A 24,252-nucleotide genomic window follows, 5' to 3' on the forward strand; every position below is an offset into this window, starting at 1 on the left:
GACAAATAATGTAAAAACAAAAGCAGGAGGCTGTCCTCAAAAGGTCGTTTTACCGACCTTTTGGGACAGCCTCTTTTTGATTCAACGTTGGTCTGAAAGCAGCTGGCGGATGCCGGCTACATTTAGGAAGTGGTGGGCTAATGCCGCCATCTTTTTTATCGAGCGCTTCCGTTGGTGGTGCCTGATCCTTTGTTTGATGGTGTCGACGGCGCTGAAGGTGGCGAGCTGCCCCCCGTGCCTCCGCCTGGCTTGCCGCTGTTGGTTCCACCGTTCGGCTGTCCGCTGTTGGTTCCGCCGTTCGGCTGTCCGCTGTTGGTTCCACCGTTCGGCTGGCCGCTTGGGTTGTCGGAATGACCTTCGTTTTCATCGTTTCCACCATTTTCGCTCGTTCCGTTATTTCCGTTGTTTTCACTTTGGTTGCTGCCATTCCCTTGGCCGTTTCCTTGCCCGTTGTTTCCGGAGTTGTTGGAACCATCACCCGGCGTGGTCGGTGTTCCTTCATTTGGTTCGCTGCCAGGAATTTGAACCGAGGTGATGGCCGGTTTGCTCATCCGTTCGCCTTCTTTCGCATAGACGGCGATCGTGTAGGAAGCGCCTGGCGTCGGGTTGGAAATCGAGACGGCCAGCTCTTTCGTCACAGCGGTCTGCACATGGCCTTGGCTGTCTTTCATGTGCACCTCAAAGACCGTGTCGTCCGTCTGTTCGCTATACGACCATGAAACGGAAATGGTGTTCGCTGCTTGGTCGTATGAAGCAGTCAAGCCGGTGACCATCGGCAGCTCTTTAGGCTCATCTTTCGCTGTTTCCGTCGGCTCGGTGCCGCGGATGAACAGTTCGTAGATAATCTCGTTTTCCGGCGTGTATTTGTCGGCGAGCTTCGGCGGGTTCGTCCCTTTTTTGATCGGCAGTTTCACGACGCTGGACGGCTGTTGAAACTTGCCGCTGCCGTCATCAATATGAGACATGATGTCTTTGAGCAGCAGTTTTGGAATCCGCTGTTCTCGATCTGTCAGGAACGCCGTTTCGCTTTTTTTGCTGAAGCCGACCCAGACGGCGGTCGTGTAGTTCGGCGTATAGCCAATGATCCAGCTGTCAGGCACATCGTCTTTGCTAAGCCCGAATTTGCTGCCATCCTTGCCGTAGTTGGTCGTCCCTGTTTTCCCGGCCATCTCGAGCCCGGGTACGTAAGCGGACTGCCCCGTTCCGGAGCGGATGACCGATTTGAGCATATCGGTAATCATATAGGCCGTATAATCGTGCATGACTCGCTTCGATTTCGGCCGCAAATCCATTTCCGTGCCGTCTGGGAAGACGATTTTGGTGACGGCGTACGGTTTGGTGTAGATCCCGTTGTTGCCAAACGCGGTGTAGGCGCCGGCCATTTGCAGCGGCGATACATAATGGGAAACGCCGCCGATCGCAAACGGCTCATACACTTCGGTGAAGCCCATGCCGAGCCGGTTGGCGAACTCCATCGCCCGCTCTTTGCCGACAGCTTGGAACGTTTTGAGCGCCGGGATGTTATACGACCACGTGAGCGCCCTGCGCATCGTCACCGCCCCTGCGTATCTGTTGCTGGCGTTGCGGATCGGCGTGCCATCTGAGTACGCATACGGTTCATCGACGAGGATGTGCGCTGTCGACCATTTTAAGTATTCGATGGCCGGGCCGTAGTCCAAAATCGGTTTAATCGTCGATCCGGGCTGGCCGACCGGTTTAATCGCATAATTGAAGCCAAACTCGACTTGGTCGCGATGACGGCCGCCGCCCAACGCGCGAATCGCGCCCGTTTTCGTGTCGATGACGGCAATCCCCGATTGCAAATCTTTTTTATTCGTGAAATAGCGATTGGAGTTTAGCAGGTTTTCAACGTAGGACTGGGCGTTTTGATCGAGCGTCGTGTAAATTTTCAGCCCATCCTCAAAGACGTTGACGTTCGCTTTATCCGTCACTTCTTTGATCACTTCTTCAATGAAGGCGTCGTACGGCACGCCGCTTTGCTTTTTCCGATGTTTGACGAGCATCGATTGGATCGGCACTTGTTTCGCTTTTTCGGCTTCGTCTTTGCTGATGAAGCCGTGCCGCGCCATGAGCGTCAACACGGTGTCCCGCCGCGCTTTCGCCGCCTCCGGATGGTCAAACGGGTTGTAGCGGTTGGGCGCCTGCGGCATGCCGGCTAACAGCGCGGCTTCCGGAAGCGTCAAGTCTTTCAGATTCGTTTTGCCGAAGTAATATTCAGCGGCACGGGCGACACCGTAAATACCATCGGAATAATAAATTTTGTTCAAGTACATTTCCAAAATTTCTTGTTTGGAATATTTTTGCTCAAGCTGGAGCGCCAGCCATGCTTCTTGCGCTTTCCGCTCCAATGTTTTTTTCGGCGACAAAAACGTCATTTTGACGACTTGCTGGGTGATCGTGCTGCCTCCCTCAGCGCCGAATCCTTCTTTAATGTTGGCGAGGACGGCGCCGGCCAAGCGGACGACGTCAATGCCGTGATGTTCGTAAAAGCGCGCGTCTTCCGCGGCTAAAACCGCTTTTTCCAGCACTTTCGGCACTTCTTTGTACGAAACGTACGTCCGCTTGTAGCCGCCGAGTTCCGCCACTTTCTTTCTGTTCATATCGAACAAGGTCGAAGAGAGCGGGTCTTTGATCTTTGCCTCATCGAGCGGGGGAGCGTCTTTGATGAAATAGGCAAACGTCGCCACGCCCCCGACGACGGCGAGGACGATGACAAATAATATGGCCATGGCGATCGTTTTCATCCATGAAGTCCCTTTTTTCGCTTTTCCTTTTTTTTGTTTTCTTCGCTTTGTCGCCTGTTTCCGTTCCGCGCGAGAACGATATTCACCAGACATAAAAATCCTGCCTTTCTTACGAGTTTTCACCGGAAAGGGTGAAGTATACGCGTTCTACTACACTAATATAATCAATTCTCGGTTGACAGCCAAGCGGGATGTAGTGACCGAGCTGCTCGATCTCCCGCTTAGGAATGGATTTCCGGCCGCCGGATTGTTGCTCGTTCCACCGAGTGATCAGGTGGGATGCGTCGAGCAAATACGTCTCCTGAAGCGAGGAAAACCGCAAAATCGCAAAACAAACGCCGCCATGAGCGACCACTTGCTCCATATGCCGGATTTGGTGAGCGTGAAAATTTTTGAGCGGGAACGCTGTTTGATTTCGCGTTTCCTTCGCCTCGAAATCGATGTATTTGCCGCGGTACACGCCGTTGTAGTCGGTCGTTGACGCTTGACGGAAATACGCTTCTTTAATGACCGCCGCGCTCCGCTTCGGATAATCGACGCGAACGATTTGCACCGGAGTCGGTTTTTTATGCACAATGGCGATGCCGTGCTCCCGGTAATATTCATTCGTTGCATTCAAGTCGTCTTCGAGCGTCATGCCGCGATTGGCATAGCCAGCCACAGACGGGGGCTTCCACCTTGCTCGTTCGTCGCGGTACGGTTTTCCGTTCGGATAGTTCAGCGTCATGGCCTCCCCTCCTTTGAATGGTTTTTATTATACCATACGCTTGAGGAATGTGCGCTTTTTTGTTTTTTCGAACGGCTCAGGCATCGAAATCTCCCGCTTCCGCCGGGGGCGCCATCAAGCTGCTGGGGAGCCATCGCTGTCGAACGGCGGCTAGTTGCTTCTTTCTTTGCCGAATTCGTTCTACTTTTGTCGCCGAGGAAGGGAGGGGTTCGCCCAGCCGCGAAAGGAATATCATCACGCCAAGAATGGGGGAAAGGGAATGAAAGAACGGCTCGTCAAAAAAGAGGAAATCGAAAAACAGCTCGAGGAAATGGTGGCGTTACTCGAACAAGTGGATGCAAAAATGGAAAAGGTGATTCATGACGTTATCGAAGACCGATACAGCCAACATCAAAAAGAAATCGGACGTTTAGAGAAACGGATCGCCGGCATTGAACAACGGCTTGACGGCAAGAAAACAGACGGGCGGCTGCCGCTGTCGTCCACATTGTATGGGGTGTAAGCGGAGAAGCTGTCCCCTCGCGCAAGGGGACAGCTTTTTTCGTTCAGCCATCTTTTTGGGTGGTGATGGACACAGGGCCGCTTTCCGCCGTGGCGACGGTATGAATGTCATACGCGACCCGTTCGGTATGTTTGGACGGAGCGGGTTCGCCATGTTGCGGTTTTTCGTGATCATGGCCTTTCTGTTTATGATGGAAATGCACGCCGCGTCCCATTAGCTAGCACCCCCTTTGTATTACGATGAGGTGCCGCTACGAAAAATATGCAAAAAAAAGAAGGGAAAAGCTCCCTCGTTAGGTGAATGAACGGAAACGGGTGCTGCGCCGCGAGCTGAAGCGATCGGACGATCAGCCGCACGTTCAGCCTTTCCCGCCGGTTTGATGAACATTCGTGTTCGCCACCCACCGTCCGATTCGGCGGCGCCTCCTCCTTGGCGAGACCATCGTTCGTCTCCCCCCACGAGGCAGAAGATGTTTTTCCCCGGATGTCAAAGGCCGGCATATTCCTCTGCTTCGTTCGGCAGGGAGGCGCCTGCTCGTTCAAGCTCGCGGACTAAATTGCGGTACTGGGCGAGCGAAATGTCCCCGCGCAAATACAGGCGGCGGGCAAAATCGAGCAGTTCGTTCGCCTCGGTCGGTTCGCTCTGTTTGACCGCGATAAACTTATGCTTTAATTCGGTCACGTTCATTGCTGCTTTTCCCCCTTCCCCTTTTTTACATCGTACCATGAAAATAGGAAAAACGAACGATTTCGGAAAATTAAAACTTCCGACAAGAGGTGACATGTCCATACACGCCATTGGTCGTTCGCACATATACTAGTGGCAGCCCATCCCTTTTTAGGCTGGGGAACGGAACAACGAAAAAGGGGAGAGCGACGATGTACCGTTATCCTCGTCCAAGTTCGCCGCCCTTCTATGGGCCGTACGGCTTCGGCGGTCATCACTACGGGCCTTCGTTTCCGCATGGAGCTTCCTTCTTCCCGCCCGCTCCTGTTCACTGGCCCCATTTCCCGCCCGGTCAAGTAGGGGCGACTTCCCACCCGGCATCGTATCCTAAACCTGGGCCTTTGTTGCCACCGCCGCGCCCCTCTTTCCTTGAGCAGTTTAAAAACAGCGATGGCACATACGACATCAACAAAATGATGAGCACGATGGGGCAAATGATCAATACGATCAATCAGGTGAACGGTATGTTAAAAGGGCTGCTCAGCACGTGGAAAAAATAAATTATAGCGGTCTTCGGTGTGGAAGGAGCAGTTGAAAAGACAGCGGGCGCCTTCATCGCTTTTGCCGCCCTCTTTGGTGGCGTCAGCAAGCGTCCCGCGGCCTCTGTTTCACGTAGCGGGCCGGTGAAAACGGTGAGAGCGGCGAGCTCGATGGAGTTCGCCGCGAAAAAAGCCGGTGTTACGAACCTTCTTGGGAGGAGAGTCCGGGGGAACGATCCGTCGCCGGCCTTTTCGCCCAGAGACCGTCAAACGGCGGCGCATTCGGCGAACAAACCGCACGCCGAAACGCGCCGCCGTCGTCCTTCCCCCTTATGCACGGAGTCCGCACGGCCGATTCGTTGAGACGGAAGACGTCGTTGCTCGTGAAGTTAAATGAGCAGCTCGTATACTTCGTTGAGATGGAAGACGCGTTTTTCATCGCGCTCGTCCATCGCATAGCGGATTTCATGCCGCAAAATCCGATCCAAACACGCGCTTTCTTCCTGCGTCAAGTCGCGGACGAATTCCCCTTCGCCCCGATACGGCTTGGCAATGAGCTTTTGATAGATGCGCTTCGGCGTGTCGTCATGGTGGTCCAAATAGTTGGACAGCACCTCACGCAAGTAAGCGAGCGTTTGTTCCATCATGGCTCGCCCCCTTCAAAAAACGAAACGAACGCTTGGCTGACCTCGGAACGGCCTTGGGCGTAGGGGTTTTCTTCCGTGACGCGGTCCGGGTCGAGCTTCGTCTTGATGACGAGCATCGGTTCGTTTGGCGGCTCATTGATCACCCGATCGTTCAGCTGCTTAAAATCAGGCAGTTTGGTCATTCGTTTTCCACCTCCTACCTAGTAGCGTAGCTTGTCAGCCAGAAAAGTATGTATGCCTGCGGGGGGAGTTTTGGCGCGGAACGCCAAGCCGGGATCGCGAGCAGCGGAAGCGGCAGCCGCGAGCGGAAAAGCAACCTGTCGCAGAAAAAACGAGGGTATCCCGATCGTTTTGGGACACCCTTTTTCTACTCGACGAGATGAGCTTTGGCCTATTCAATGTCGATATATTTTCGTTTTTGTGGCAGCCGAATGACGAGTGACCCGTTGTGAAACGAAGCTTTGACTTCGTGTTCGGCGACCGGGTAGGGAAACGGGATCCATCTCGCCACACGTCGCCGCGTCTGCCGCCGCTCGTACACATGGCCATGGCTGTCGGCGGACTCGATCGTTTCATAATGGTCGATGAACAGCTGCAGCCCATCGTCCTGCCACTGTAGGCTGATTTGTTCCCGTTTTGTTTCGGGCAGTCGGACGATGATTTGGTATTCCCGCTTCGTCTCTTTGACTTCGATCGGGATGTACGCTTCGACAAACGTTTGCGCGAAATAGTCGTCGAGCGTTTCCAGCAGTTTTTGCCACGGACGTTCGTCCAACCATTGATGGATCATGTGCCGTAAATGATGAAGCGGATGTTCTCCGTCTCCACCGGACGGCGGTTGAAACGGCTGATTCATGGCGCTTCCCTCCTTCAGCAACAAAGCGAAATGGCTCTGCCGAGACGGCTCCGGCCGGCAAAGCGATTCATTGTCAATGTATGTTGCAGGCAAGGAAAAGGCGACGGTTGCCGAGCCGTTTTGAAACCGAGGAGAACGCGAATGGTGTGCCCCCGCTGTCGGCGGCTCGTCATTGGGCCAAGCGTGCTGGCCGCGTTTTTTTCGGCGAGAAAACCGCTGTTTACCATCCTTTTAGCAACTTTTCATTTTGTTTTAACCCCAATGGAATATAATGACACTTGCATCGAATAAACGCGCAAATGGCGCCGTCAGCTATAGCTGGCGACCTAGAGGAGGGTGACGCGATGCATATCATTCATTGGTTGGTGACGGCGTTTTTTTCCGGAACAGCTGTCTCGCTTCTGTCTTATCAAGCCGTGGAAATCGTTCAAGCCATCATCGATTGGTTGGTCGACCGTCATTCGTGAGCGGTCGCGATTCGGCGGCGCGCTGGACGGCCGCCAACCTCTTTTTTCGGCTCGGCTGCTTCGGTGCGTTGGCGAACAAGCAAGGCAAGGTGTATAGTTAAAGAGGAAATATCTCAAGGACGAAAATGAATGGGCGCATGGTCATGGATGGAAAGGAGGACGACAACAGTGAATGGACGCATTTTGCTAATAGAGGATGAAGCCGGGCTCGCCCGGTTTTTGGAACTGGATTTGACGCACGAAGGGTTCGAAGTGCGCGTATGCGCCGACGGGCGCGAAGGATTGGATCTCGCCTTGTCGGAACCGTGGGATCTCATTTTGCTCGATGTGATGCTGCCGCGTCTGAACGGCATGGAAGTATGTCGCCGCATTCGGGCGGCGAAATCGACGCCGATTATTATGATCACCGCGCGCGACAGCGTGTTTGACCGCGTCATGGGACTTGACAACGGCGCTGATGACTACATCGTCAAACCGTTTGCCATTGAAGAGCTGCTCGCCCGCATTCGCGCCTTATTCCGCCGCGTTCGCCCGGAAGCGGATGCGCAAGTGCTGACGTTTAAAGACTTGGTCGTCGATGTGCAGGCGCGCACCGTGAAAAAAGGAGATGAGTTTATTGAGCTGACGAAGCGGGAATACGATCTGCTCGTCGCGTTTATGCAGAACATTAACGTCGTCTTGACGCGCGACGCGCTTCTTGACAAAGTGTGGGGGTTTGATGCGGAAGTGGAGACGAACGTGGTTGACGTCTATGTGCGCTACTTGCGACAAAAGCTCGATGAGCATGACAAAGAGCGATATATCCAGACGGTGCGCGGCGCGGGATATGTGATGCGCCCATGACCCGCCGCCTTTCGTTGCAAAGCAAGCTGACGATGTTGTCCGCAGCGGCCATTTTCATCACCTATTTCCTCTTTACGTTTTTGCAGTACTATATGGTGAAGCAGTGGATGCTGAGGGAAGAACGAAAAACGATGGAACGAGCTGTGGCGGAAATTGAAACCTATTACGCGGAGAAACGTAATTTATCATGGGAGGATATTCGCCGCAGCCGCTCGTTTCTCGAGAGGCTGAATGAGCACTATCAGCTTATTCGTGTGACTGATGAGAAAGGGACGATCATCGTCTCGGTTTCGAACGGCGCTGCCGTCTCGCTGACGCCGGACGAAAAACTGAGCACGCGCAAATTGGATGAGCATTTCGTCAACCATGAGCGGTTTTTGCTGCTCCGCCAGCCTTTTCATGCCGGTCAGCTGCACGGGACGATTGAAATCGCCCGCCGGCTTGTCAAGTTTCAACAAACGACAGATACATTGTTTATCGTTATGACGGTCATCGGCGTGCTGGCCATGGCGGCAAGCGCGCTCGCCGGTCGATTGGTTGCGCAAACGTTCGTCCGGCCGCTGCAAAAGCTGGCGAAAACGATGGCTGCCATCCAGGATAACGGGTTGAAACAGCGCATTGATGTGCCTCCGGCGCGCGATGAAATCACCGAGCTGATGCATATGTTCAACCGCATGATGGACGAAATTGAACGATCGTTCGCCGTGCAGCGCCAGTTTGTGGAGGACGCGTCCCATGAACTGCGCACACCGATCGCCATTTTGCAAGGCCATCTGTCGCTGCTGCAACGATGGGGCAAGCACAATCCGGAAATTTTGGAAGAATCGCTTCAGGCGGCGGTGAAAGAGGCGGAGCGGCTGAAACGGCTCGTTTTGGAACTGCTCGATTTATCGCGAGCCGAGGCGATTGCCGTGCCCGAGGAGATTGCTCCGATCGATGCAGCGGCAGCGGTTGGACAAGTCGTCAAAAATTTCCGTGTTCTGCATCCAGAATTTGTGTTTCTCATCGACCAACCGACCTATCCGCTCGCGCGCATTCTAATCACAAAGCATCATTTTGAACAATTGCTGTTCATTTTGCTTGACAATGCGGTAAAATATTCTCAGCAGGTGAAAAAGATCGTCATTTCCTTGCGCGAAGAAGACGCGTTCGTCATCGTGGCTGTTCGCGATCACGGCATCGGCATTCCAAAAGACGAGCTGAAAAACGTTTTTTTGCGCTTCTACCGCGTCGACAAGGCGCGCAGCCGTGAACAGGGCGGCGCTGGGCTTGGACTTTCGATTGCCAAGGAAATCATCGATAAATACGGCGGGCAAATTGCGGTGGAAAGCGAAGTCGGGCAAGGAACGACGGTCGAGCTCGCCGTTCCGAAAGCGGAGTAGGAGAGGAGCGTGAGGCAATGGAACATCTTCACGAGGAAGAGGCAGCCAGCAAAAAAGCGATCCATCACGTCGTCGAAAAGTTTCGCAAGCGCGGGGTGAAAATCGCGACGTGCAAACCGCGAACCATGATGTCGCTCACATGTTTAGAGGAGATGGACAAAACGAGAGGATGAATCGAGGCAACGGAATATGGAGACAAAACAACGCGTCATCCCAGCCATCAAAACGATGAAGCAATTCGAGTCGTTTTTGGCGAGCCGCTATGAATTGGCGGTGTTGCTTGAGGTACATATCGCCCAGTTACGAAGCCTTTTTGACTATGCGCGCCGCTGCCATAAGCAGCTGATCGTCCACACGGATTTAGTGCAGGGGTTGAGCCACGACGAACACGCGGCGGAATACCTTTGCCAAGAATTCCGCCCGTACGGCCTGATTTCCACGAAAGCGGGCGTCATTACGAAGGCGCGCCAAAAGCGCGTCTTGGCCGTGCAGCGCATCTTTTTGCTTGATTCGCACGCATTGGAGAAAAGCTACCAGATGATTGCGAAAACGAATCCCGACTGCATCGAAGTCATTCCAGGGGCCATGCCGCATATCATCCGTGAAGTGAAAGAGCGGACCGGAAAGCCGATTTACGCCGGCGGGCTCATCCGCACCACTGACGACGTCGAACGCGCGCTAGAAGCCGGGGCGGCGGCGGTGACCACGTCAAATGAAACGCTTTGGCGCCATTACAGCCCGTAGTAGCGCCCGCCTGAGGCCGCCTAAGCGATTATGTGCATCAGGCTGGTCAAACGGGCTACGATGTGCTATAATGAAAGCAACAAGTTAACCATCAGTCAGGAGACGAGGAGAGACCATGCACACATGGTAGGCGAAGGCTTATCGTGTTTGCACTGGTCTCTTTTTGTCTTTTCTCAAAGGAGGAGTCAACCATGACATTCTCAAGCAAACAGCGGAACGATGTTCTCGAGACAATGAGCGAAAAGCCATACGATCTGTTGGTGATCGGCGGGGGGATCACCGGGTGCGGCATCGCCCTCGATGCCGTCTCGCGCGGCATGACGGTCGCGCTTGTCGAAATGCAAGATTTCGCCGCCGGCACGTCAAGCCGGTCGACCAAGCTCGTCCACGGCGGCTTGCGCTACTTGAAGCAGTTCGAGGTGAAGCTCGTCGCCGAAGTCGGGCGCGAACGGGCGATTGTGTATGAAAACGGCCCGCACGTCACCACACCGGAGTGGATGCTGCTGCCCATTTATCGCGGTGGGACGTTTGGCAAATGGAGCACGTCGGTCGGCCTTTGGCTCTATGACCGGCTGGCCGGCGTCAAGTCAAGTGAGCGGCGCACGATGCTTAACGCCCGGCAGACGTTGGAAAAAGAGCCGCTCTTAAAGCGCGACGGCCTCCTTGGCGGCGGCTATTACGTCGAGTACCGGACGGACGATGCCCGCTTGACGATCGAGGTGATCAAAAAAGCGGTCGAGCTTGGCGTCGACGCTGTCAACTATGCAAAAGCTGAACAGTTTTTATACGACGACCGCGGCCGGATCATCGGCGCCCGCTGCCGCGACCTGCTCGGCGGACGAGTGTATGACATTCGCGCCAAAAAAGTCGTCAACGCCGCTGGGCCATGGGTCGATGCGCTGCGCGACAAAGACAGTTCGAAAACGGGCAAACGCCTCCAACTGACCAAAGGCGTCCATATCGTCATCGACCAAAAGCGGTTTCCGCTCAAGCAAGCCGTTTATTTTGACACCCCGGACGGCCGGATGGTGTTCGCCATTCCCCGCGACGGGAAAACGTATGTCGGCACGACCGATACATTTTATAACAGCGACCCGGCCCACCCAACGATGACGGATGAAGACCGCGACTACTTATTGCAAGCGATTCACTACATGTTTCCGTCTGTCGGCATCACCGCGGCCGATGTGGAATCGAGCTGGGCCGGCGTCCGCCCGCTCATCTATGAAGAAGGGAAAGACCCATCGGAAATTTCCCGCAAAGACGAGATCTGGACGTCGTCGTCCGGCCTCATTACGATCGCCGGCGGCAAGCTGACCGGCTACCGGAAAATGGCCGAGACTGTCGTCGATCTTGTCGCCAAGCAGCTGGAAAAAGAAGAAGGAAACGTGTTTCAGCCGTGTCGGACAAAACAATTGCCGATTTCCGGCGGCGATGTCGGCGGCTCGCACCGCCTCCCTGCCTTTATCGCTGAAAAGGCGGACGAAGCGGTGCGCTACGGATTAACGAACGAAGCAGGAGCGCGGCTGGCGAGACAATACGGCACGAACGTTGATCGGCTGTTTGCTTTAAGCCGGCAATACGACCGTTCATCTGGCGTAACGCGCGAAACGTTCATCCGCCTCGTCTATGCCATGGAAGAAGAAATGGCGGCCAAACCGGTTGACTACTTCATCCGCCGCACCGGCGCGCTGTTGTTTGACATTGATTCGGTCCGGCGGGAGAAAGAGGCAGTAGTGGCGTTTATGGCGCGGTATTTGGGGTGGACGGAAGAAGAACGGGACGTGTATAAGAACGAACTCGACACAGAACTGCGGCGCGCGGTGTTGGGGGAAAAGGGGGAAGGGAACGAGCGATAGGCCAACAAAATAACGAGCGCCTAAATCGAGGCGCTTTTTTTATTGGTCTTTTCATAAAAAATTAAGTAAAATTTAAATAAAAAAAATAAGGGGGAGAGAAGGCGATGGCGATTACCTATCATCCACAAACGCGGCAGTTTCATTTGCAAGCAGGCGAGGCAAGCTACATCATTCACTTGTTCCGTGCGCGATATTTAGCACATGTCTATTGGGGCAAAGCGGTTCGCGATGTTCGGGGGGAGCGGAGGTTTCCGCGGCTGGACCGCGCCTTTTCCCCCAATCCTGACCCATCCGACCGTACGTTTTCGCTCGATACGCTGCCGCAAGAATATCCGGCCTATGGGAATACCGATTTCCGTGCCCCGGCGTATCACGTGCAGCTTCAGAACGGTTCGACGGTGACGGATTTGCGCTACAAGACGCACCGCATTTACAAAGGGAAGCCTAGACTAAACGGGCTGCCGGCGACATACGTGGAACACGAGAATGAAGCGGAAACGTTGGAAATTGTCCTCGAGGATGCGCTGAGCGGTCTAGAGGTCACGTTGCAGTATACCGCGTATGAAAAATGGAACGCCATCACGCGCGCGGCCCGTTTCGAAAACAAGGGGCGTGAGCGCCTAACGCTGTTGCGGGCGCTCAGCATGAGCGTCGATTTCCCGTCTGCCGATTATGACTGGATCCATCTCCCCGGAGCGTGGGGGCGCGAACGCTGGATCGAGCGGCGCCCGCTTCTGACCGGTGTGCAGGCGGCCGAAAGCCGCCGCGGCGCGAGCAGCCACCAACAAAACCCGTTTATCGCGCTCGCCGCCAAAAACGCCGATGAGCATCAAGGTGAAGTGTACGGGTTCAGTTTTGTGTACAGCGGCAATTTCCTCGCCCAAGTCGAGGTGGACCAGTTTCACACCGCCCGTGTCTCGATGGGAATCAACCCGTTTGATTTCACATGGCTGCTTCAGCCGGGCGAGTCGTTCCCAACGCCGGAAGTGGTCATGGTCTACTCCGACCAGGGGTTAAATGGGATGTCGCAAACGTACCATGAACTGTACCGCACCCGCCTAGCGCGCGGCGCATTCCGCGACCGCGAACGCCCGATTTTGATCAACAACTGGGAAGCAACGTACTTCGATTTTAACGAAGAAAAACTCGTCAACATTGCGAAAGCGGCAGCGGAACTGGGCATCGAACTGTTTGTGCTTGACGATGGCTGGTTTGGCGAGCGCGACGACGACCGCCGTTCGCTCGGCGATTGGATCGTCAACCGGCGCAAGCTTCCGAACGGCTTAGACGGGTTGGCGAAACAAGTGAACGAACTCGGGCTGCAGTTTGGCTTATGGATCGAGCCGGAAATGGTGTCGCCAAACAGCGAGCTGTACCGGAAGCATCCGGATTGGTGCCTCCATGTGCCGAACCGTCCGCGCTCTGAAGGGCGGAACCAGCTTGTGCTCGATTACTCCCGCCAAGATGTATGCGATTATATGATCGAAACGATCGCGAACGTGTTGGCGAGCGCTCCAATCACTTATGTGAAGTGGGATATGAACCGCCACATGACGGAAATCGGCTCGGCTGCCCTGCCGCCTGAGCGCCAACGCGAAACGGCGCATCGCTACATACTTGGACTGTATCGCGTCATGGACGAGATCACCTCACGCTTTCCGCACATTTTGTTTGAAAGCTGCTCCGGAGGCGGAGGGCGGTTTGATCCGGGGATGCTGCATTACATGCCGCAAACGTGGACGAGCGACAATACCGACGCAGTCTCGCGCCTGAAAATCCAATACGGCACGAGCCTTGTTTACCCGGTGAGCGCCATGGGCGCCCACGTCTCCGCGGTGCCGAACCATCAAGTCGGGCGAGTGACGCCGCTCAAGACGCGCGGCCATGCCGCGATGTCGGGCAACTTCGGCTATGAGCTCGATATCACGAAATTGACAGAAACAGAAAAACAAATAATAAAAGAACAAGTCGCGTTTTACAAGGAAGTGCGCCGCCTCGTCCAGTTCGGCACGTTCTATCGGTTGGTAAGCACGTTTGCGGGCAATGAAGCAGCGTGGATGTTCGTCTCCGCCGACCGCTCGGAAGCGCTCGTCGCCTACTTTCGCGTGTTGGCCGAGGCGAACGCGCCGCTGTCCTACCTGCGCCTCAAAGGGCTTGACCCGAATCAAGACTACGAAATCGAGGGGCTTGGCGTTTATGGAGGCGATGAGCTGATGTACGCCGGACTCGCCGTGCCGCCTCGTGCGGGTGATTTTTTCAGCGCGATGTGGCGGCTGAAAGTCATTCGATAGCCTTTCGCCAATGAGGACGGTGAAAAACAGCGCCGCCCCTTAACTGACGTCAGGTGATGTGAAAGTTGCTGCTGTGAGGCTTCTCTATTTGGAGAGGGAGCAACATGCTCTTTCAATCACGGGCTTTCTATTGATCATCCCGAAACCAATCGAACCCGGTGTCGTCTAGACATCGGGTTCCCATTGTTTGAGCTTCTCGATCATGCGCCGCTTCCGATAGAGCATCTTCCCGGTTTCGGCGATATCTTCCATAAACGATTTGTTAAACAGCGAACCGAAAAGGACGCCGATGATCGGCACGGCTTGAAACAGCTTTTTCCACCCGTATTGGTCGCGGAACGTCATCATCACTTCCCGCCAGCCTTGCAGCTCGGAAAATACCCGCTCACGCTGGCCGGTAAATGAAGTCAGCTCCTCTAAAATCGCTTTTTTCCCGACGATGTCCGCTGCGGCAAACTGCAGGCATTTCACGACAAACACGCGCTCTTGTTTTTCGTTTGGGTCGTATCCATAGATGATGGCGATTTCTTGCAGCGTTTTCAGCGCCAACCCGAGCAGGGTGGGGATGTCCACCGCCAGCGTCAGCGCTCCGCCGATTCCGGTCGCCGCTCCTTGCAACTGGGCGAACGTCACACGCGCCTCGATCAATTCATCACAGACGCGATCCATCGTCTCAAGCGGCAAGTGCGGCACTTCCTCAAGCGACGTGACACCAAGGCGTTCCAATATGTTCTCTTTCTTCACTAAGTATTTTCCACCGTTTTGAATATAGCTTCCTAATTCGTCGAGCCATTGCCCGAGCTTTCGATGAACCATTTTTGGCGTCAGCTTGTCCAACACTTGAAACGGCAAGCGGCCGAGCTTTTCCCAAAACCAGAGATCTTTTTGGGAGTGTTCCCACTGGTTGATCCGCTTCAATTCCTCTTGCAACTGTAGTTTTGCTTCCATTTTTGAAGGGCCTCCATGTTTTTTCTAGTTTTAGGATATATGGATTTTAATGAATTATACGGGTTAGGGGATGATTTTGTTTCAAGTAGTCCAACTATGTCTATCAATTGAAATAACAAACAAGTTTAGAAAAAGTTGCTTTAAACAACTAGACAGAATTTTTTAAATTTGATATTATGAAAGCGTAGACATTTTACTCAAATCACTGGATGATGTATAAAATTTTGTGTAAAGCATTTTGCTAGCCCAAAAGAAAAAGGTAGGGTCTTCTCTGATTTGGCTATAACACATTCCAGAGATACCCTACCGTCTAAAAGTATACTGAATGTAGACTGGGCTAATCAGCTGGAAAGTGCGATTCGTCAGTTTGTAAAGGAAAAATTAGAGCTAATCATGCGTGAAGAAATGAATTTTTCAGCTTCTCATTCTCAATTATCTCGACTGTAAGTACCACTTTTCCTGTGTCTATTTTCTTGACATGATACCATATCTTCCTGACACCAAAACAGAACAAAAATACGCAGTATTTGTAAAAGAGTTCCATCCCGTACGTCCCAAGTAGCTGATGGCTTGGTTGTATTGTCATTTCTTAAATTTTATCAAAAAAATCCAAAAATAAGATGTAACGAAATATCTTAAAAAAATTAATGATTAAAAAAATATGAATTTTATAGAATTACATTAGAAAGGAGAATTTAAATGCCAACGGATAAAGAATATCTGATCTTAAGTCAACTTGCCAATCATTTTATAATCAAGTATTAATGAAAGCTGGAAATAATCGTATCACCGTAACGGGACATTCTTTAGGAGGAGCAATAACCTAGGTGTTGGCGGCGAATAATGATCTGTCTGCGGTTACCTTTAACGCGCCTAGGGTTCTGCATCTCTTAAATCCTTTGCAGATATTAAAAGCTTTAAATGGAGGGTATGATAACCAAATCATTAACTATTCAGATTTCCATCGGTCCACTAGGCGCGCTGGAAATCTTCATCTGAAAGGGCGTGCAAATGTTCCGAAAGAATGTGCAAAATCCGGAACAATCCGCAAAAATTTTGCACATTATTTCCGAATCCGCCTGAAATAATTTGAAAGAGGGATTCTGAAATAATGTGCTAATTTACAGTAACCGGACATGATGGAAAAGATATTATCCTTACAGGACCACATGAGAGAGCCGTAATTCATCGAGAACGATTTATTAGCAAAGTCAAAGAAAAACAAATTACAAAGGTAGATGAAATATGGAACATAACAAACCTTTAAGTTTTTCAGTTCGCCTATTATTAATATCTGCCTTTTTAATGAACACTGGGAGTTTCATGATTGTTCCTTTTTTGGCTGTATATCTCTCAAAGGATTTACATTTTAACGCCTGGCAAGTCGGAACGGTTCTTACTGTAAGTCTAGTGATGAGTCGAGTATTCCCTTTTATAGCTGGCGTGATCGGTGATCGAACCAGTCATATGCTGACATTAATACTAGGCATTGTGTTAAGGGGATGTGGTTATCTAGGTTTTGCCATGTTTAGTGGATTTGGGCTACTGACCATAAGTTCTGCCTTCATAGGGTTAGGTGGAGCTTTATATGACCCTTCAGTTCTTTCCATTTTTTCATCACAACCAGAAGAATTAAGAAAAAGAACATTTACATACTTAAATCAGTTTTTGAATGCAGGAGCGATTTTAGGTCCGTTAATTGGAGGAGTTCTAATTTTGTGGAATCCCTCTTTCCCATTCTGTTTGGCAGGATCTTTATTTATCATAATAGCCTTAATGATTTTTTCATTGCGCAGCAGATACCCGTCAAGTACAAAATCTAAAAATATTCTACAGAACATACAAGAGGTCCTTAAACACAAACAATTTATCCTCTTTACATTAGTGATGGTTCTATTCTGGATGATGTTCTCTCAACTAACCGTTTCTATTCCGATATATGCTTTTGATATTAGTAAAAGTGAGCAATGGGTTAGCTACATATTCACTGTGAATGGAGTAACAGGAATTTTGGCTATGTTCGCATTAAGAAAGAAATTTATGATGCAAGCACCACTCTCTATGATTAGAAAAGGGTTGCTCTTAATGAGCATTGCCTTTTGTCTTTTGCCGGCTGTCCCTTCGATAGTATGGTTAATGGTTTGCATTCTTATATTTACAATCGGAGAGACTTTCATTCTTCCTGCATCGGATATGGCTATAGCAGATTACAGTAACGGAAAATCTCCTGGTTCATACTTTGGCTTCTTTGATTTTTCGTGGGCACTAGGAGGAGCAATAGGAAATTATTTGGGGGTTTGGCTCTCTCACTTTGAACTCAGGTGGGGAGGATGGTTAATTTTTGGAGTTACTGGATTGATATCAGCTATCCTTATAAAACTATTAGAAATACAACATATAAAAACTCAAAATGACCATAGATTAACCTATTAATTTTGGACACAGAGTCTCCTTGATAAGTTAGCTATTTGATTGGTACGGTCTTATACTAGACAAAGTAGTGAATACTATCCCCCTGTTCATTTTGGGAAACGAACAGGGGGGATTTGTTGTGTCTAAAAAAATAGGGTTCATTTTTATTGATCTTTAATAAAATATTAACTAAAATATTTACTAAAGAAAAAGTCTAAGGAGGCCCTCTCATGATCTCCATGTTAAAACAGCAATTTATTGAACGTTTCGGCGGACTAGGCGAAGACATCCGTGTGTTTTTCGCCCCCGGCCGCGTCAATTTAATTGGCGAGCATACCGATTATAACGGCGGGCATGTGTTGCCGTGCGCCCTTGCGATGGGCACGTATGCGCTTGTGCGGCCAACGAAAGAGCCGCTTGTGCGGATGTACTCAATAAACTTTCCGGGAACCGGCGTCATTACCGTTCCGTATGATGACTTGTCATACCGGAGCGAGCACGGCTGGGCGAACTACCCGAAAGGGGTTTTGGCTGCGTTCCAGGCGCTTGGCCCGCTGGAGACCGGATTGGATATTTTGTATAACGGTACGATCCCGAACGGCGCCGGACTGTCGTCATCGGCGTCGATTGAACTCGTGACTGCGGTGATGCTCAACGAATTGTTCGGGCGCGGGCTTGACCAGTTGGAGCTTGTGAAAATGAGCCAAAAGGTAGAAAATAAATACGTTGGCGTCCATTGCGGCATTATGGATCAGTTTGCCGTCGGCATGGGGAAACAAAACTGCGCCATCCTACTAAACTGCCAGACGCTTGAGTACCGCTATTTGCCATTGGTGCTTGACGATTGTTCGCTCGTCATCGCCAATACGAACAAAAAGCGCGGCCTGGCGGACTCGGCGTACAACGAGCGGCGGGCGACGTGCGAAGCGGCGCTTGCCAAGTTGCAAAACGTGCGCAACATCGCCTCGCTCGGCGAGCTGACGAGCGCAGAGCTCGATCAATACGCTCACCTTCTTTCCCCGCTCGAACAAAAACGGGCCCGCCATGCAGTGACGGAAAACGAGCGGACGCTTGCGGCGGCCGCGGCGCTTGAGCGGGGAGACCTCGGTCGTTTTGGTGAGCTGATGAAGCAGTCGCATTTGTCGCTGCGCGATGACTATGAAGTGACGGGCATCGAACTCGATACGCTTGTCGAAGCGGCATGGGCGCACGAAGGAACGGTCGGGGCGCGCATGACCGGAGCCGGGTTCGGCGGCTGCACGGTGAACATTGTAAAAAAAGCCTATGTTCAAGACTTCATTGAACGGGTCGGAAGCGCGCATGCCGAAAAAATCGGGTACGAAGCAAGCTTTTATGTCGTTGATGTTGGTGACGGGGCGAAAGAACTCACGGAACTGGAGGAGATGTACCGATGATTTTGGTTTGCGGAGGGGCAGGGTATATCGGCAGCCATGCGGTATACCGCCTGCTCGAAAAAGGGGAAGAGGTCGTCGTTGTCGATAACTTGCAGACGGGGCACAAAGAAGCGGTTCACCCTGATGCGGTGTTTTGCCAAGGCGATATTCGCGACCGCGACTTTTTGCGCGGCGTGTTTCGCCGGCACGACATTGAGGCGGTCATTCATTTTGCGGCGAACTCATTGGTCGGTGAAAGCATGGAAGAGCCGCTGAAATATTACGACAACAATGTGTATGGCACACAAGTGCTGCTTGAAGTGATGAAGGAATGCGGCGTCAACCAAATCGTTTTTTCCTCAACCGCCGCGGTGTATGGAGAGCCGAAACAAGTCCCGATCGTTGAAACCGATCCGACGGAACCGACGAATGCATACGGAGAAACGAAGTTGGCGATGGAAAAGATGATGAAATGGGCGGATCGCGCCTACGGCATTCGTTCGATTTCGCTTCGGTATTTTAACGTTGCCGGAGCGTACGGCACGGCAATCGGCGAGGACCATGATCCGGAGACGCATTTGATTCCGTTGATTTTGAAAGTGCCGCTCGGCCAGCGCGAGGACATTTCCATTTACGGTGATGACTACGATACGCCCGACGGCACATGCATCCGTGACTACATTCATGTGCTCGATCTCGTCGATGCCCACGTTTTGGCGCTTCATAAACTGCGGAGCGGAGCGGCCAGCGACGTGTACAATTTAGGCAACGGCAACGGCTTCAGCGTCAAAGAAGTGATTGAAGCGGCGCGGCAAGTGACCGGTCATCCCATTCCCTCCCGCGTTGTGGCGCGGCGTCCGGGCGACCCCGCGAGACTTGTCGCGTCATCGGAAAAAGCAAAGCGCGAGCTTGGCTGGGAGCCCCAATTCCCATCCATTACCGATATTGTCGCCTCGGCGTGGGAATGGCACAAAGCGCGGCCGAACGGCTATCGAGGTGTGTGACAATGGAAACGATTTTTGCGGCGATTGAACAACTGATTCATTATGCCAAGCAGCGAGGTCTGTTAGCGCCGGAAGATGCGGTGTACGCGCGCAACCGCCTCCTGGCAGCGCTCCGACTCACGGAATGGCAGCCTGTCGAGGTCAAGGATACTCCCTTGGCCTCGCCGGCTCCAGTGTTGAACGCCATGATCGATTGGGCGCATGAACAAGGGCTGTTGGAAACGAACACAACGACCGAGCGCGATAAATGGGACGCAAAACTGATGGATTGCGTCATGCCCCGGCCGTCGGAGGTGATCCGCGCCTTTTACGAGCGATACCGCCGCGACCCGCAGGAGGCGACGGACTGGTTTTATGCGCTGAGCCAATCGTCGAATTACATTCAAACGGCGCGCATCGCTCAAAACCAGCAGTGGAAAGTGCCGACCATCTACGGCGAATTGGATATCACTATTAATGTGGCGAAACCGGAAAAAGACCCGAAGGAAATCGCCAAAATGAAAGAAGCGCCGTCATCCTCGTACCCGAAATGCGTGCTGTGCAAAGAAAATGAAGGGTATGAAGGAACGTGGAGCCACCCAGCTCGTTCCAATCATCGAGTCATCCCGATCACGTTATTGGATGAACAATGGTATTTCCAATATTCTCCCTACGTGTATTATAATGAACATTGCATCGTCTTCCACGCCGAGCATGTGCCGATGAAAATGGAGCGGAAGACGCTCGAGCGTTTGCTTGATTTTGTCGAACAATTTCCCCATTATTTTATCGGCTCAAACGCTGACTTGCCGATTGTCGGCGGCTCGATTTTAACACACGATCATTTTCAAGGCGGGCGCTATCGGTTTGCGATGGAAAAGGCAGAGATCGAGGAATACATAGATCTCCCTTCGTTTCCATCACTGACGGCGGGGATTGTCCGCTGGCCGATGTCGGTGATCCGCTTAACCGGGGCGAAAGAGGACGTGCTGGAGGCAGCGGTGCGTCTGTATGAGGCGTGGCGGGCGTACAGCGATCCAAGTGTCGAGATTATCGCTTCTAGCGGCGATGTCCCGCACAATACGATCACCGCGATCGCCCGGAGGCGCGGCGATTTGTTTGAATTGGACATCGTTTTGCGCAACAACCGAACATCGACAGAGCATCCGTATGGCATTTTCCATCCGCATCAGGAACTGCATCATATCAAAAAAGAAAATATCGGCTTGATCGAAGTGATGGGTCTGGCGGTGCTGCCGGGGCGGCTTGCCGTGGAGCTTGAGACGTTGGCCGACTACCTTGTCCATCGGACGAAAAAAGAAGACTGGGACGAGACAATGCGTAAACATTGGCATTGGTGCGAAACCATTCGCTCGGCCTACCCGGACATCACGAAGGAAAATGTCCATGATATTTTGCGCTACGAAATCGGACAACGGTTTGTGACCGTATTGGAGCACGCCGGCGTATTTAAGCGGGACAAGCGGGGAAGGGGTGCGTTTCGCCGCTTTCTTAGCCATGCGATGGAGAAGATGTCGTCTTTTGCATAAACAAGGCGAAAAAACGTGTTTCATATGAAACAGGAAGAAAGGAGTCACACAGACTATGGCCACATTAAAAGAAATTGCCGAAAAGGTCGGCGTCTCTGTCGCAACCGTGTCGCGCGTGCTCAACTACGACACAACGCTATCCGTCTCCGACGAGACGAGAAAGCGCATTTTTGAAGTCGCCCAAGAGCTGAACTACAAAACATTGCGGGAACGGAGCCAACAGGCGCGTGAATCATTTCGCTTCGGGCTCATTCACTGGTATTCGGAGCATCAAGAAATCGACGACCCGTATTATATGGCAATCCGCCTCGGTGTGGAAAAAGAATGTTTTGACCGCGGCCTCGAACTCGTCAAATTGTTTAAACAGAACGGCGCTTATCCGATTGAACGGATGAAATCGCTTGATGGCATCATTGCCGTCGGGAAATTCGGTCCGAACGAAGTGAGCGCCTTTGCCGAAGGGGCGAAGCAAATCGTCTTTGTCGACTGCTCGCCGGATGAACGGCGGTTTGACTCGGTCGTGATCGATTTGCGCCAGGCGACGATTGCGGTGCTCGACTACTTGCTTCAGCTTGGGCACACGAAAATCGGGTATATCGGCGGCCGTGAATATGTCGACGGGGAAACGCCAATTCGTGATGAGCGGGAAACAGCGTTTTACGAATATTTGTATGTCAAGGGGATACACGATTCGCGCCATGTATGGATTGGCTCCTTTACGGCCGAGGATGGCTATCGGCTGATGAAAGAGGCGATTGCCCAAGGGGACTTGCCGACAGCGTTTTTTATCGCCAGCGATTCGATGGCCATCGGCGCTTTACGCGCGTTGCACGAAGCGGGCATCGCCGTTCCGGAAGAAGTGGCCGTTGTGGGGTTCAATGATCTTCCGACCGCCGCCTTTCTTCACCCGCCGCTTTCAACGGTGAAAGTATACACAGAATTTATGGGTGAAACAGCGGTAGAGATGCTCGTTGAACGGTTGACGACCAACCGAATCATCTGCAAGAAAGTTGTCGTGCCAACAGAGCTCGTTATCCGCGCCAGCAGCGAGGGACGTGAAAAGGGGAGCGGTTGATCAACCGCTCCCTTCCATGTTAGTGGAATTCGATATCAACGCGTTTTTTCGTTCCTGTTGTTGTTTTCGGGATGTGAATATCGAGCACGCCGTTTTTGTACGTCGCGCGAATGTTTTCTGTCGCCGCATCAGCCGGCAGGGTGATCGAACGTTGGAAGCGGCCGAAGAAGCGTTCGCGCCGGTGCATTTGTTCCTCTTTGACATCATGATGGCGCTGAATCGTGCCGCTGATGGTCAACATGTTGTTCTGCACGTCAATGTGTACATCTTCTTTTCGCTCGAGACCCGGCAAGTCGCACGAAACAACGTATTCGTTGGCTGTTTCATGCATGTCGATGCGCGGCATAAAGTGTTGCTCGTCCATATGGGCAAACAGCGATGGAAAATCACTCGTGAAAAAGCGGTTCATATCACGGCGAATCAATTCCAAATGGCGAAACGGGTCATACGGAATTAACGCCATAACTGCTTTCCTCCTTGGTGTCACTGGATTCCGTTCAATAGTGTGAGCCGTATGTTCGTGAATTATGTATGACTGGGGCGCAATTGTTCCATTGCCGTCAAATACGTTTGAATGAGCGCGATTTTTATGTCATCGGGCAAGTTCGACGCAGTCACTCGCTTAACCGCGTAATAAAATTTCACTTCAGGGGTCTGCCGCAAACGCGGATGCGTCCATTCGTCGAGCAGCTCCTGCCGGATCGTTTTATATAAAAGGGTTTTGCTTTTCTGTTCATCAAGCGACTCCGGTGTGAGCGAACGATTCGGCCAAAGGCGGCGGTATCCGTCAAGCAAAACAGAAAATGGGTGATTCATTGTAACGAGTCCTCCTTTTTGATGGCTTGTTTTTCATCTTACAATACATTATATAAGAACGATCATGACAGAGGGGAATCGGTTTGCGATGCGGCGGTCGGAAATTCCAGTTGACATGAAGGGGCGAACGTACTATAATCAAAATCGCTGTTTGGCGATAGTGCAATGTCAAAAGGTAAACGACGGAGATGGAACAATCAAAAAAGTTGTTGACAAACAAAGAATGACGATTATAATAATATATTGCCGTGATGAAATGAACGCGGCACAAAGCAATGGAAACAACCGCTTGACATTTTGAAAGATTTATTTATAATGATAGTTGTCGTTAAGTTGCAAGAGCAGTTGCTTGTTCCTTGAAAACTGAACGAAACGAAGCGCAACGAAAGGCTGAGGCCGCTTGCCTATCGGCGAAACGCGCTGGAGGGCCTGCGAGGAGGCTATCGCCGCCGCAGCAGGGCCGAAGCGTCGCGAGCCGATAGCGGCCGAAGCTAGACCATACGAAAAGCGGAGGCCGCTTGACACGTTTGGTGTCGGTGCCGAAGCTTGCAAAGCCAATCCACTTTCTTTTGGAGAGTTTGATCCTGGCTCAGGACGAACGCTGGCGGCGTGCCTAATACATGCAAGTCGAGCGGACCGAATCGGAGCTTGCTCTTATTGGGTCAGCGGCGGACGGGTGAGTAACACGTGGGCAACCTGCCCGCAAGACTGGGATAACTTCGGGAAACCGGAGCTAATACCGGATAACACCGAAGACCGCATGGTCTTTGGTTGAAAGGCGGCCTT

General features: G+C 52.1%; 26 protein-coding genes and 1 rRNA gene. 16 read left to right on the top strand and 11 right to left on the bottom strand.

Going from position 1 to position 24,252, the window contains the following annotated elements; translation table 11 throughout:
• Positions 1-155: 155 nt before the first annotated feature.
• Both B4113_RS12800 and recU read right to left on the bottom strand, forming a co-directional pair.
• Positions 156-2,858, bottom strand: coding sequence for a penicillin-binding protein 1A (locus B4113_RS12800; protein WP_033021681.1), 2,703 nt, complete (start codon positions 2,856-2,858; stop codon positions 156-158).
• Between the two features lie 16 nt (positions 2,859-2,874).
• Positions 2,875-3,492, bottom strand: a complete 618-nt coding sequence (gene recU / locus B4113_RS12805) for a Holliday junction resolvase RecU (RefSeq protein ID WP_033021682.1) — start codon at positions 3,490-3,492, stop codon at positions 2,875-2,877.
• Positions 3,493-3,751: 259 nt separating this feature from the next.
• On the opposite strand from recU, the gene B4113_RS12810 reads away from it, so the two are divergent.
• Entirely contained in the window at positions 3,752-3,994 is a 243-nt protein-coding gene (locus B4113_RS12810) for a hypothetical protein (protein WP_033021683.1), read from the top strand.
• A 43-nt stretch (positions 3,995-4,037) separates the two neighbouring features.
• Here the strand turns inward: B4113_RS12810 and B4113_RS20135 are convergent, their stop codons facing one another.
• From B4113_RS20135 to B4113_RS12815, 3 genes are all read right to left on the bottom strand, one after another.
• Positions 4,038-4,208, bottom strand: coding sequence for a hypothetical protein (locus tag B4113_RS20135; RefSeq protein ID WP_165570943.1), 171 nt, complete (start codon positions 4,206-4,208; stop codon positions 4,038-4,040).
• A gap of 20 nt (positions 4,209-4,228) precedes the next feature.
• Positions 4,229-4,381, bottom strand: a complete 153-nt coding sequence (locus tag B4113_RS19925) for a hypothetical protein (RefSeq protein ID WP_156102729.1) — start codon at positions 4,379-4,381, stop codon at positions 4,229-4,231.
• A gap of 99 nt (positions 4,382-4,480) precedes the next feature.
• Positions 4,481-4,681 (bottom strand): YppF family protein, encoded by a 201-nt coding sequence (locus B4113_RS12815; RefSeq protein ID WP_033021686.1) that lies wholly within the window; start codon positions 4,679-4,681, stop codon positions 4,481-4,483.
• 191 nt (positions 4,682-4,872) lie between these two features.
• On the opposite strand from B4113_RS12815, the gene B4113_RS12820 reads away from it, so the two are divergent.
• Positions 4,873-5,220 carry a YppG family protein gene (locus tag B4113_RS12820; protein ID WP_033021689.1) on the top strand — a complete coding sequence of 116 codons (348 nt, stop codon included), beginning with the start codon at positions 4,873-4,875 and terminating at the stop codon, positions 5,218-5,220.
• 368 nt (positions 5,221-5,588) lie between these two features.
• On the opposite strand, the gene B4113_RS12825 is transcribed toward B4113_RS12820, so the two are convergent.
• From B4113_RS12825 to B4113_RS12835, 3 genes are all read right to left on the bottom strand, one after another.
• Positions 5,589-5,843 carry a sigma-G-dependent sporulation-specific acid-soluble spore protein CsgA gene (locus B4113_RS12825; RefSeq protein WP_033021697.1) on the bottom strand — a complete coding sequence of 85 codons (255 nt, stop codon included), beginning with the start codon at positions 5,841-5,843 and terminating at the stop codon, positions 5,589-5,591.
• Positions 5,843-6,028 (bottom strand): hypothetical protein, encoded by a 186-nt coding sequence (locus B4113_RS12830; protein WP_033021700.1) that lies wholly within the window; start codon positions 6,026-6,028, stop codon positions 5,843-5,845. The genes B4113_RS12825 and B4113_RS12830 overlap by 1 nt, the downstream gene beginning before the upstream one ends.
• 209 nt (positions 6,029-6,237) lie before the next feature.
• Entirely contained in the window at positions 6,238-6,702 is a 465-nt protein-coding gene (locus B4113_RS12835) for an Hsp20/alpha crystallin family protein (RefSeq protein WP_033021702.1), read from the bottom strand.
• A gap of 344 nt (positions 6,703-7,046) precedes the next feature.
• Here B4113_RS12835 and B4113_RS21000 point away from each other — a divergent pair, with 344 nt between their 5' ends.
• From B4113_RS21000 to B4113_RS12860, 7 genes are all read left to right on the top strand, one after another.
• Positions 7,047-7,169, top strand: coding sequence for a hypothetical protein (locus tag B4113_RS21000; RefSeq protein WP_255358719.1), 123 nt, complete (start codon positions 7,047-7,049; stop codon positions 7,167-7,169).
• 147 nt (positions 7,170-7,316) lie between these two features.
• On the top strand, positions 7,317-8,012 hold the full coding sequence (locus tag B4113_RS12840; RefSeq protein WP_033021711.1) for a response regulator transcription factor: 696 nt from the start codon (positions 7,317-7,319) through the stop codon (positions 8,010-8,012).
• Positions 8,009-9,394 carry an ATP-binding protein gene (locus tag B4113_RS12845; RefSeq protein ID WP_033021704.1) on the top strand — a complete coding sequence of 462 codons (1,386 nt, stop codon included), beginning with the start codon at positions 8,009-8,011 and terminating at the stop codon, positions 9,392-9,394. The genes B4113_RS12840 and B4113_RS12845 overlap by 4 nt, the downstream gene beginning before the upstream one ends.
• A gap of 17 nt (positions 9,395-9,411) precedes the next feature.
• Positions 9,412-9,567: a hypothetical protein gene (locus B4113_RS20140; RefSeq protein ID WP_165570944.1), complete on the top strand. Its 156-nt coding sequence runs from the start codon at positions 9,412-9,414 to the stop codon at positions 9,565-9,567.
• Positions 9,568-9,583: 16 nt separating this feature from the next.
• Positions 9,584-10,138: a glycerol-3-phosphate responsive antiterminator gene (locus tag B4113_RS12850; RefSeq protein ID WP_033021705.1), complete on the top strand. Its 555-nt coding sequence runs from the start codon at positions 9,584-9,586 to the stop codon at positions 10,136-10,138.
• 191 nt (positions 10,139-10,329) lie between these two features.
• Complete coding sequence (locus B4113_RS12855) at positions 10,330-11,997, top strand: glycerol-3-phosphate dehydrogenase/oxidase (RefSeq protein ID WP_033844060.1); 1,668 nt, start codon at positions 10,330-10,332, stop codon at positions 11,995-11,997.
• Positions 11,998-12,101: 104 nt separating this feature from the next.
• A complete protein-coding gene (locus B4113_RS12860) occupies positions 12,102-14,288 on the top strand; it encodes an alpha-galactosidase (protein ID WP_033844059.1) in 2,187 nt (728 codons plus the stop codon).
• A 165-nt stretch (positions 14,289-14,453) separates the two neighbouring features.
• On the opposite strand, the gene B4113_RS12865 is transcribed toward B4113_RS12860, so the two are convergent.
• On the bottom strand, positions 14,454-15,236 hold the full coding sequence (locus tag B4113_RS12865) for an EcsC family protein (RefSeq protein WP_033844058.1): 783 nt from the start codon (positions 15,234-15,236) through the stop codon (positions 14,454-14,456).
• A 716-nt stretch (positions 15,237-15,952) separates the two neighbouring features.
• Here B4113_RS12865 and B4113_RS21240 point away from each other — a divergent pair.
• The 6 genes from B4113_RS21240 to B4113_RS12890 all read left to right on the top strand — a co-directional run bounded on the left by B4113_RS21240 (position 15,953) and on the right by B4113_RS12890 (position 22,650).
• Positions 15,953-16,063: a hypothetical protein gene (locus B4113_RS21240; protein WP_369802273.1), complete on the top strand. Its 111-nt coding sequence runs from the start codon at positions 15,953-15,955 to the stop codon at positions 16,061-16,063.
• Positions 16,064-16,481: 418 nt separating this feature from the next.
• The gene (locus B4113_RS12870) at positions 16,482-17,669 is read left to right on the top strand and encodes an MFS transporter (RefSeq protein WP_033844057.1); all 1,188 of its coding nucleotides are present in this window, start codon (positions 16,482-16,484) and stop codon (positions 17,667-17,669) included.
• A 209-nt stretch (positions 17,670-17,878) separates the two neighbouring features.
• Entirely contained in the window at positions 17,879-19,063 is a 1,185-nt protein-coding gene (locus B4113_RS12875; protein ID WP_033844056.1) for a galactokinase, read from the top strand.
• Positions 19,060-20,046 carry a UDP-glucose 4-epimerase GalE gene (gene galE / locus B4113_RS12880; protein ID WP_033844055.1) on the top strand — a complete coding sequence of 329 codons (987 nt, stop codon included), beginning with the start codon at positions 19,060-19,062 and terminating at the stop codon, positions 20,044-20,046. Before B4113_RS12875 ends, galE begins: the two co-directional genes overlap by 4 nt.
• A gap of 2 nt (positions 20,047-20,048) precedes the next feature.
• Entirely contained in the window at positions 20,049-21,575 is a 1,527-nt protein-coding gene (galT, locus tag B4113_RS12885) for a UDP-glucose--hexose-1-phosphate uridylyltransferase (protein WP_033844054.1), read from the top strand.
• A 55-nt stretch (positions 21,576-21,630) separates the two neighbouring features.
• Positions 21,631-22,650: a LacI family DNA-binding transcriptional regulator gene (locus B4113_RS12890; protein WP_033844053.1), complete on the top strand. Its 1,020-nt coding sequence runs from the start codon at positions 21,631-21,633 to the stop codon at positions 22,648-22,650.
• A gap of 19 nt (positions 22,651-22,669) precedes the next feature.
• On the opposite strand, the gene B4113_RS12895 is transcribed toward B4113_RS12890, so the two are convergent.
• Complete coding sequence (locus B4113_RS12895) at positions 22,670-23,113, bottom strand: Hsp20/alpha crystallin family protein (RefSeq protein WP_033844052.1); 444 nt, start codon at positions 23,111-23,113, stop codon at positions 22,670-22,672.
• Between the two features lie 62 nt (positions 23,114-23,175).
• The gene (locus tag B4113_RS12900) at positions 23,176-23,466 is read right to left on the bottom strand and encodes a hypothetical protein (RefSeq protein ID WP_033844051.1); all 291 of its coding nucleotides are present in this window, start codon (positions 23,464-23,466) and stop codon (positions 23,176-23,178) included.
• A gap of 566 nt (positions 23,467-24,032) precedes the next feature.
• Here B4113_RS12900 and B4113_RS12910 point away from each other — a divergent pair.
• Positions 24,033-24,252 (top strand): 16S ribosomal RNA (locus tag B4113_RS12910); the annotation flags it as partial.

The sequence above is a fragment of the Geobacillus sp. B4113_201601 genome (assembly GCF_001587475.1).
Lineage (GTDB): Bacteria > Bacillota > Bacilli > Bacillales > Anoxybacillaceae > Geobacillus > Geobacillus icigianus.

Coding starts and splice junctions, on each gene's coding strand:
- B4113_RS12835 (WP_033021702.1), bottom strand. CDS start 6,702: ATGAATCAGCCGTTTCAACCGCCGTCCGGTGGAGACGGAGAACATCCG.
- B4113_RS20135 (WP_165570943.1), bottom strand. CDS start 4,208: ATGGGACGCGGCGTGCATTTCCATCATAAACAGAAAGGCCATGATCAC.
- B4113_RS19925 (WP_156102729.1), bottom strand. CDS start 4,381: ATGTTCATCAAACCGGCGGGAAAGGCTGAACGTGCGGCTGATCGTCCG.
- B4113_RS12890 (WP_033844053.1), top strand. CDS start 21,631: ATGGCCACATTAAAAGAAATTGCCGAAAAGGTCGGCGTCTCTGTCGCA.
- B4113_RS12820 (WP_033021689.1), top strand. CDS start 4,873: ATGTACCGTTATCCTCGTCCAAGTTCGCCGCCCTTCTATGGGCCGTAC.
- B4113_RS12870 (WP_033844057.1), top strand. CDS start 16,482: ATGGAACATAACAAACCTTTAAGTTTTTCAGTTCGCCTATTATTAATA.
- B4113_RS12840 (WP_033021711.1), top strand. CDS start 7,317: ATGGAAAGGAGGACGACAACAGTGAATGGACGCATTTTGCTAATAGAG.
- B4113_RS12855 (WP_033844060.1), top strand. CDS start 10,330: ATGACATTCTCAAGCAAACAGCGGAACGATGTTCTCGAGACAATGAGC.
- B4113_RS21000 (WP_255358719.1), top strand. CDS start 7,047: ATGCATATCATTCATTGGTTGGTGACGGCGTTTTTTTCCGGAACAGCT.
- B4113_RS12825 (WP_033021697.1), bottom strand. CDS start 5,843: ATGGAACAAACGCTCGCTTACTTGCGTGAGGTGCTGTCCAACTATTTG.
- B4113_RS12810 (WP_033021683.1), top strand. CDS start 3,752: ATGAAAGAACGGCTCGTCAAAAAAGAGGAAATCGAAAAACAGCTCGAG.
- B4113_RS12875 (WP_033844056.1), top strand. CDS start 17,879: ATGATCTCCATGTTAAAACAGCAATTTATTGAACGTTTCGGCGGACTA.
- B4113_RS12845 (WP_033021704.1), top strand. CDS start 8,009: ATGACCCGCCGCCTTTCGTTGCAAAGCAAGCTGACGATGTTGTCCGCA.
- B4113_RS12800 (WP_033021681.1), bottom strand. CDS start 2,858: ATGTCTGGTGAATATCGTTCTCGCGCGGAACGGAAACAGGCGACAAAG.
- B4113_RS12815 (WP_033021686.1), bottom strand. CDS start 4,681: ATGAACGTGACCGAATTAAAGCATAAGTTTATCGCGGTCAAACAGAGC.
- B4113_RS12900 (WP_033844051.1), bottom strand. CDS start 23,466: ATGAATCACCCATTTTCTGTTTTGCTTGACGGATACCGCCGCCTTTGG.
- B4113_RS12830 (WP_033021700.1), bottom strand. CDS start 6,028: ATGACCAAACTGCCTGATTTTAAGCAGCTGAACGATCGGGTGATCAAT.
- recU (WP_033021682.1), bottom strand. CDS start 3,492: ATGACGCTGAACTATCCGAACGGAAAACCGTACCGCGACGAACGAGCA.
- B4113_RS12865 (WP_033844058.1), bottom strand. CDS start 15,236: ATGGAAGCAAAACTACAGTTGCAAGAGGAATTGAAGCGGATCAACCAG.
- galE (WP_033844055.1), top strand. CDS start 19,060: ATGATTTTGGTTTGCGGAGGGGCAGGGTATATCGGCAGCCATGCGGTA.
- B4113_RS12860 (WP_033844059.1), top strand. CDS start 12,102: ATGGCGATTACCTATCATCCACAAACGCGGCAGTTTCATTTGCAAGCA.
- galT (WP_033844054.1), top strand. CDS start 20,049: ATGGAAACGATTTTTGCGGCGATTGAACAACTGATTCATTATGCCAAG.
- B4113_RS12895 (WP_033844052.1), bottom strand. CDS start 23,113: ATGGCGTTAATTCCGTATGACCCGTTTCGCCATTTGGAATTGATTCGC.
- B4113_RS20140 (WP_165570944.1), top strand. CDS start 9,412: ATGGAACATCTTCACGAGGAAGAGGCAGCCAGCAAAAAAGCGATCCAT.
- B4113_RS12850 (WP_033021705.1), top strand. CDS start 9,584: ATGGAGACAAAACAACGCGTCATCCCAGCCATCAAAACGATGAAGCAA.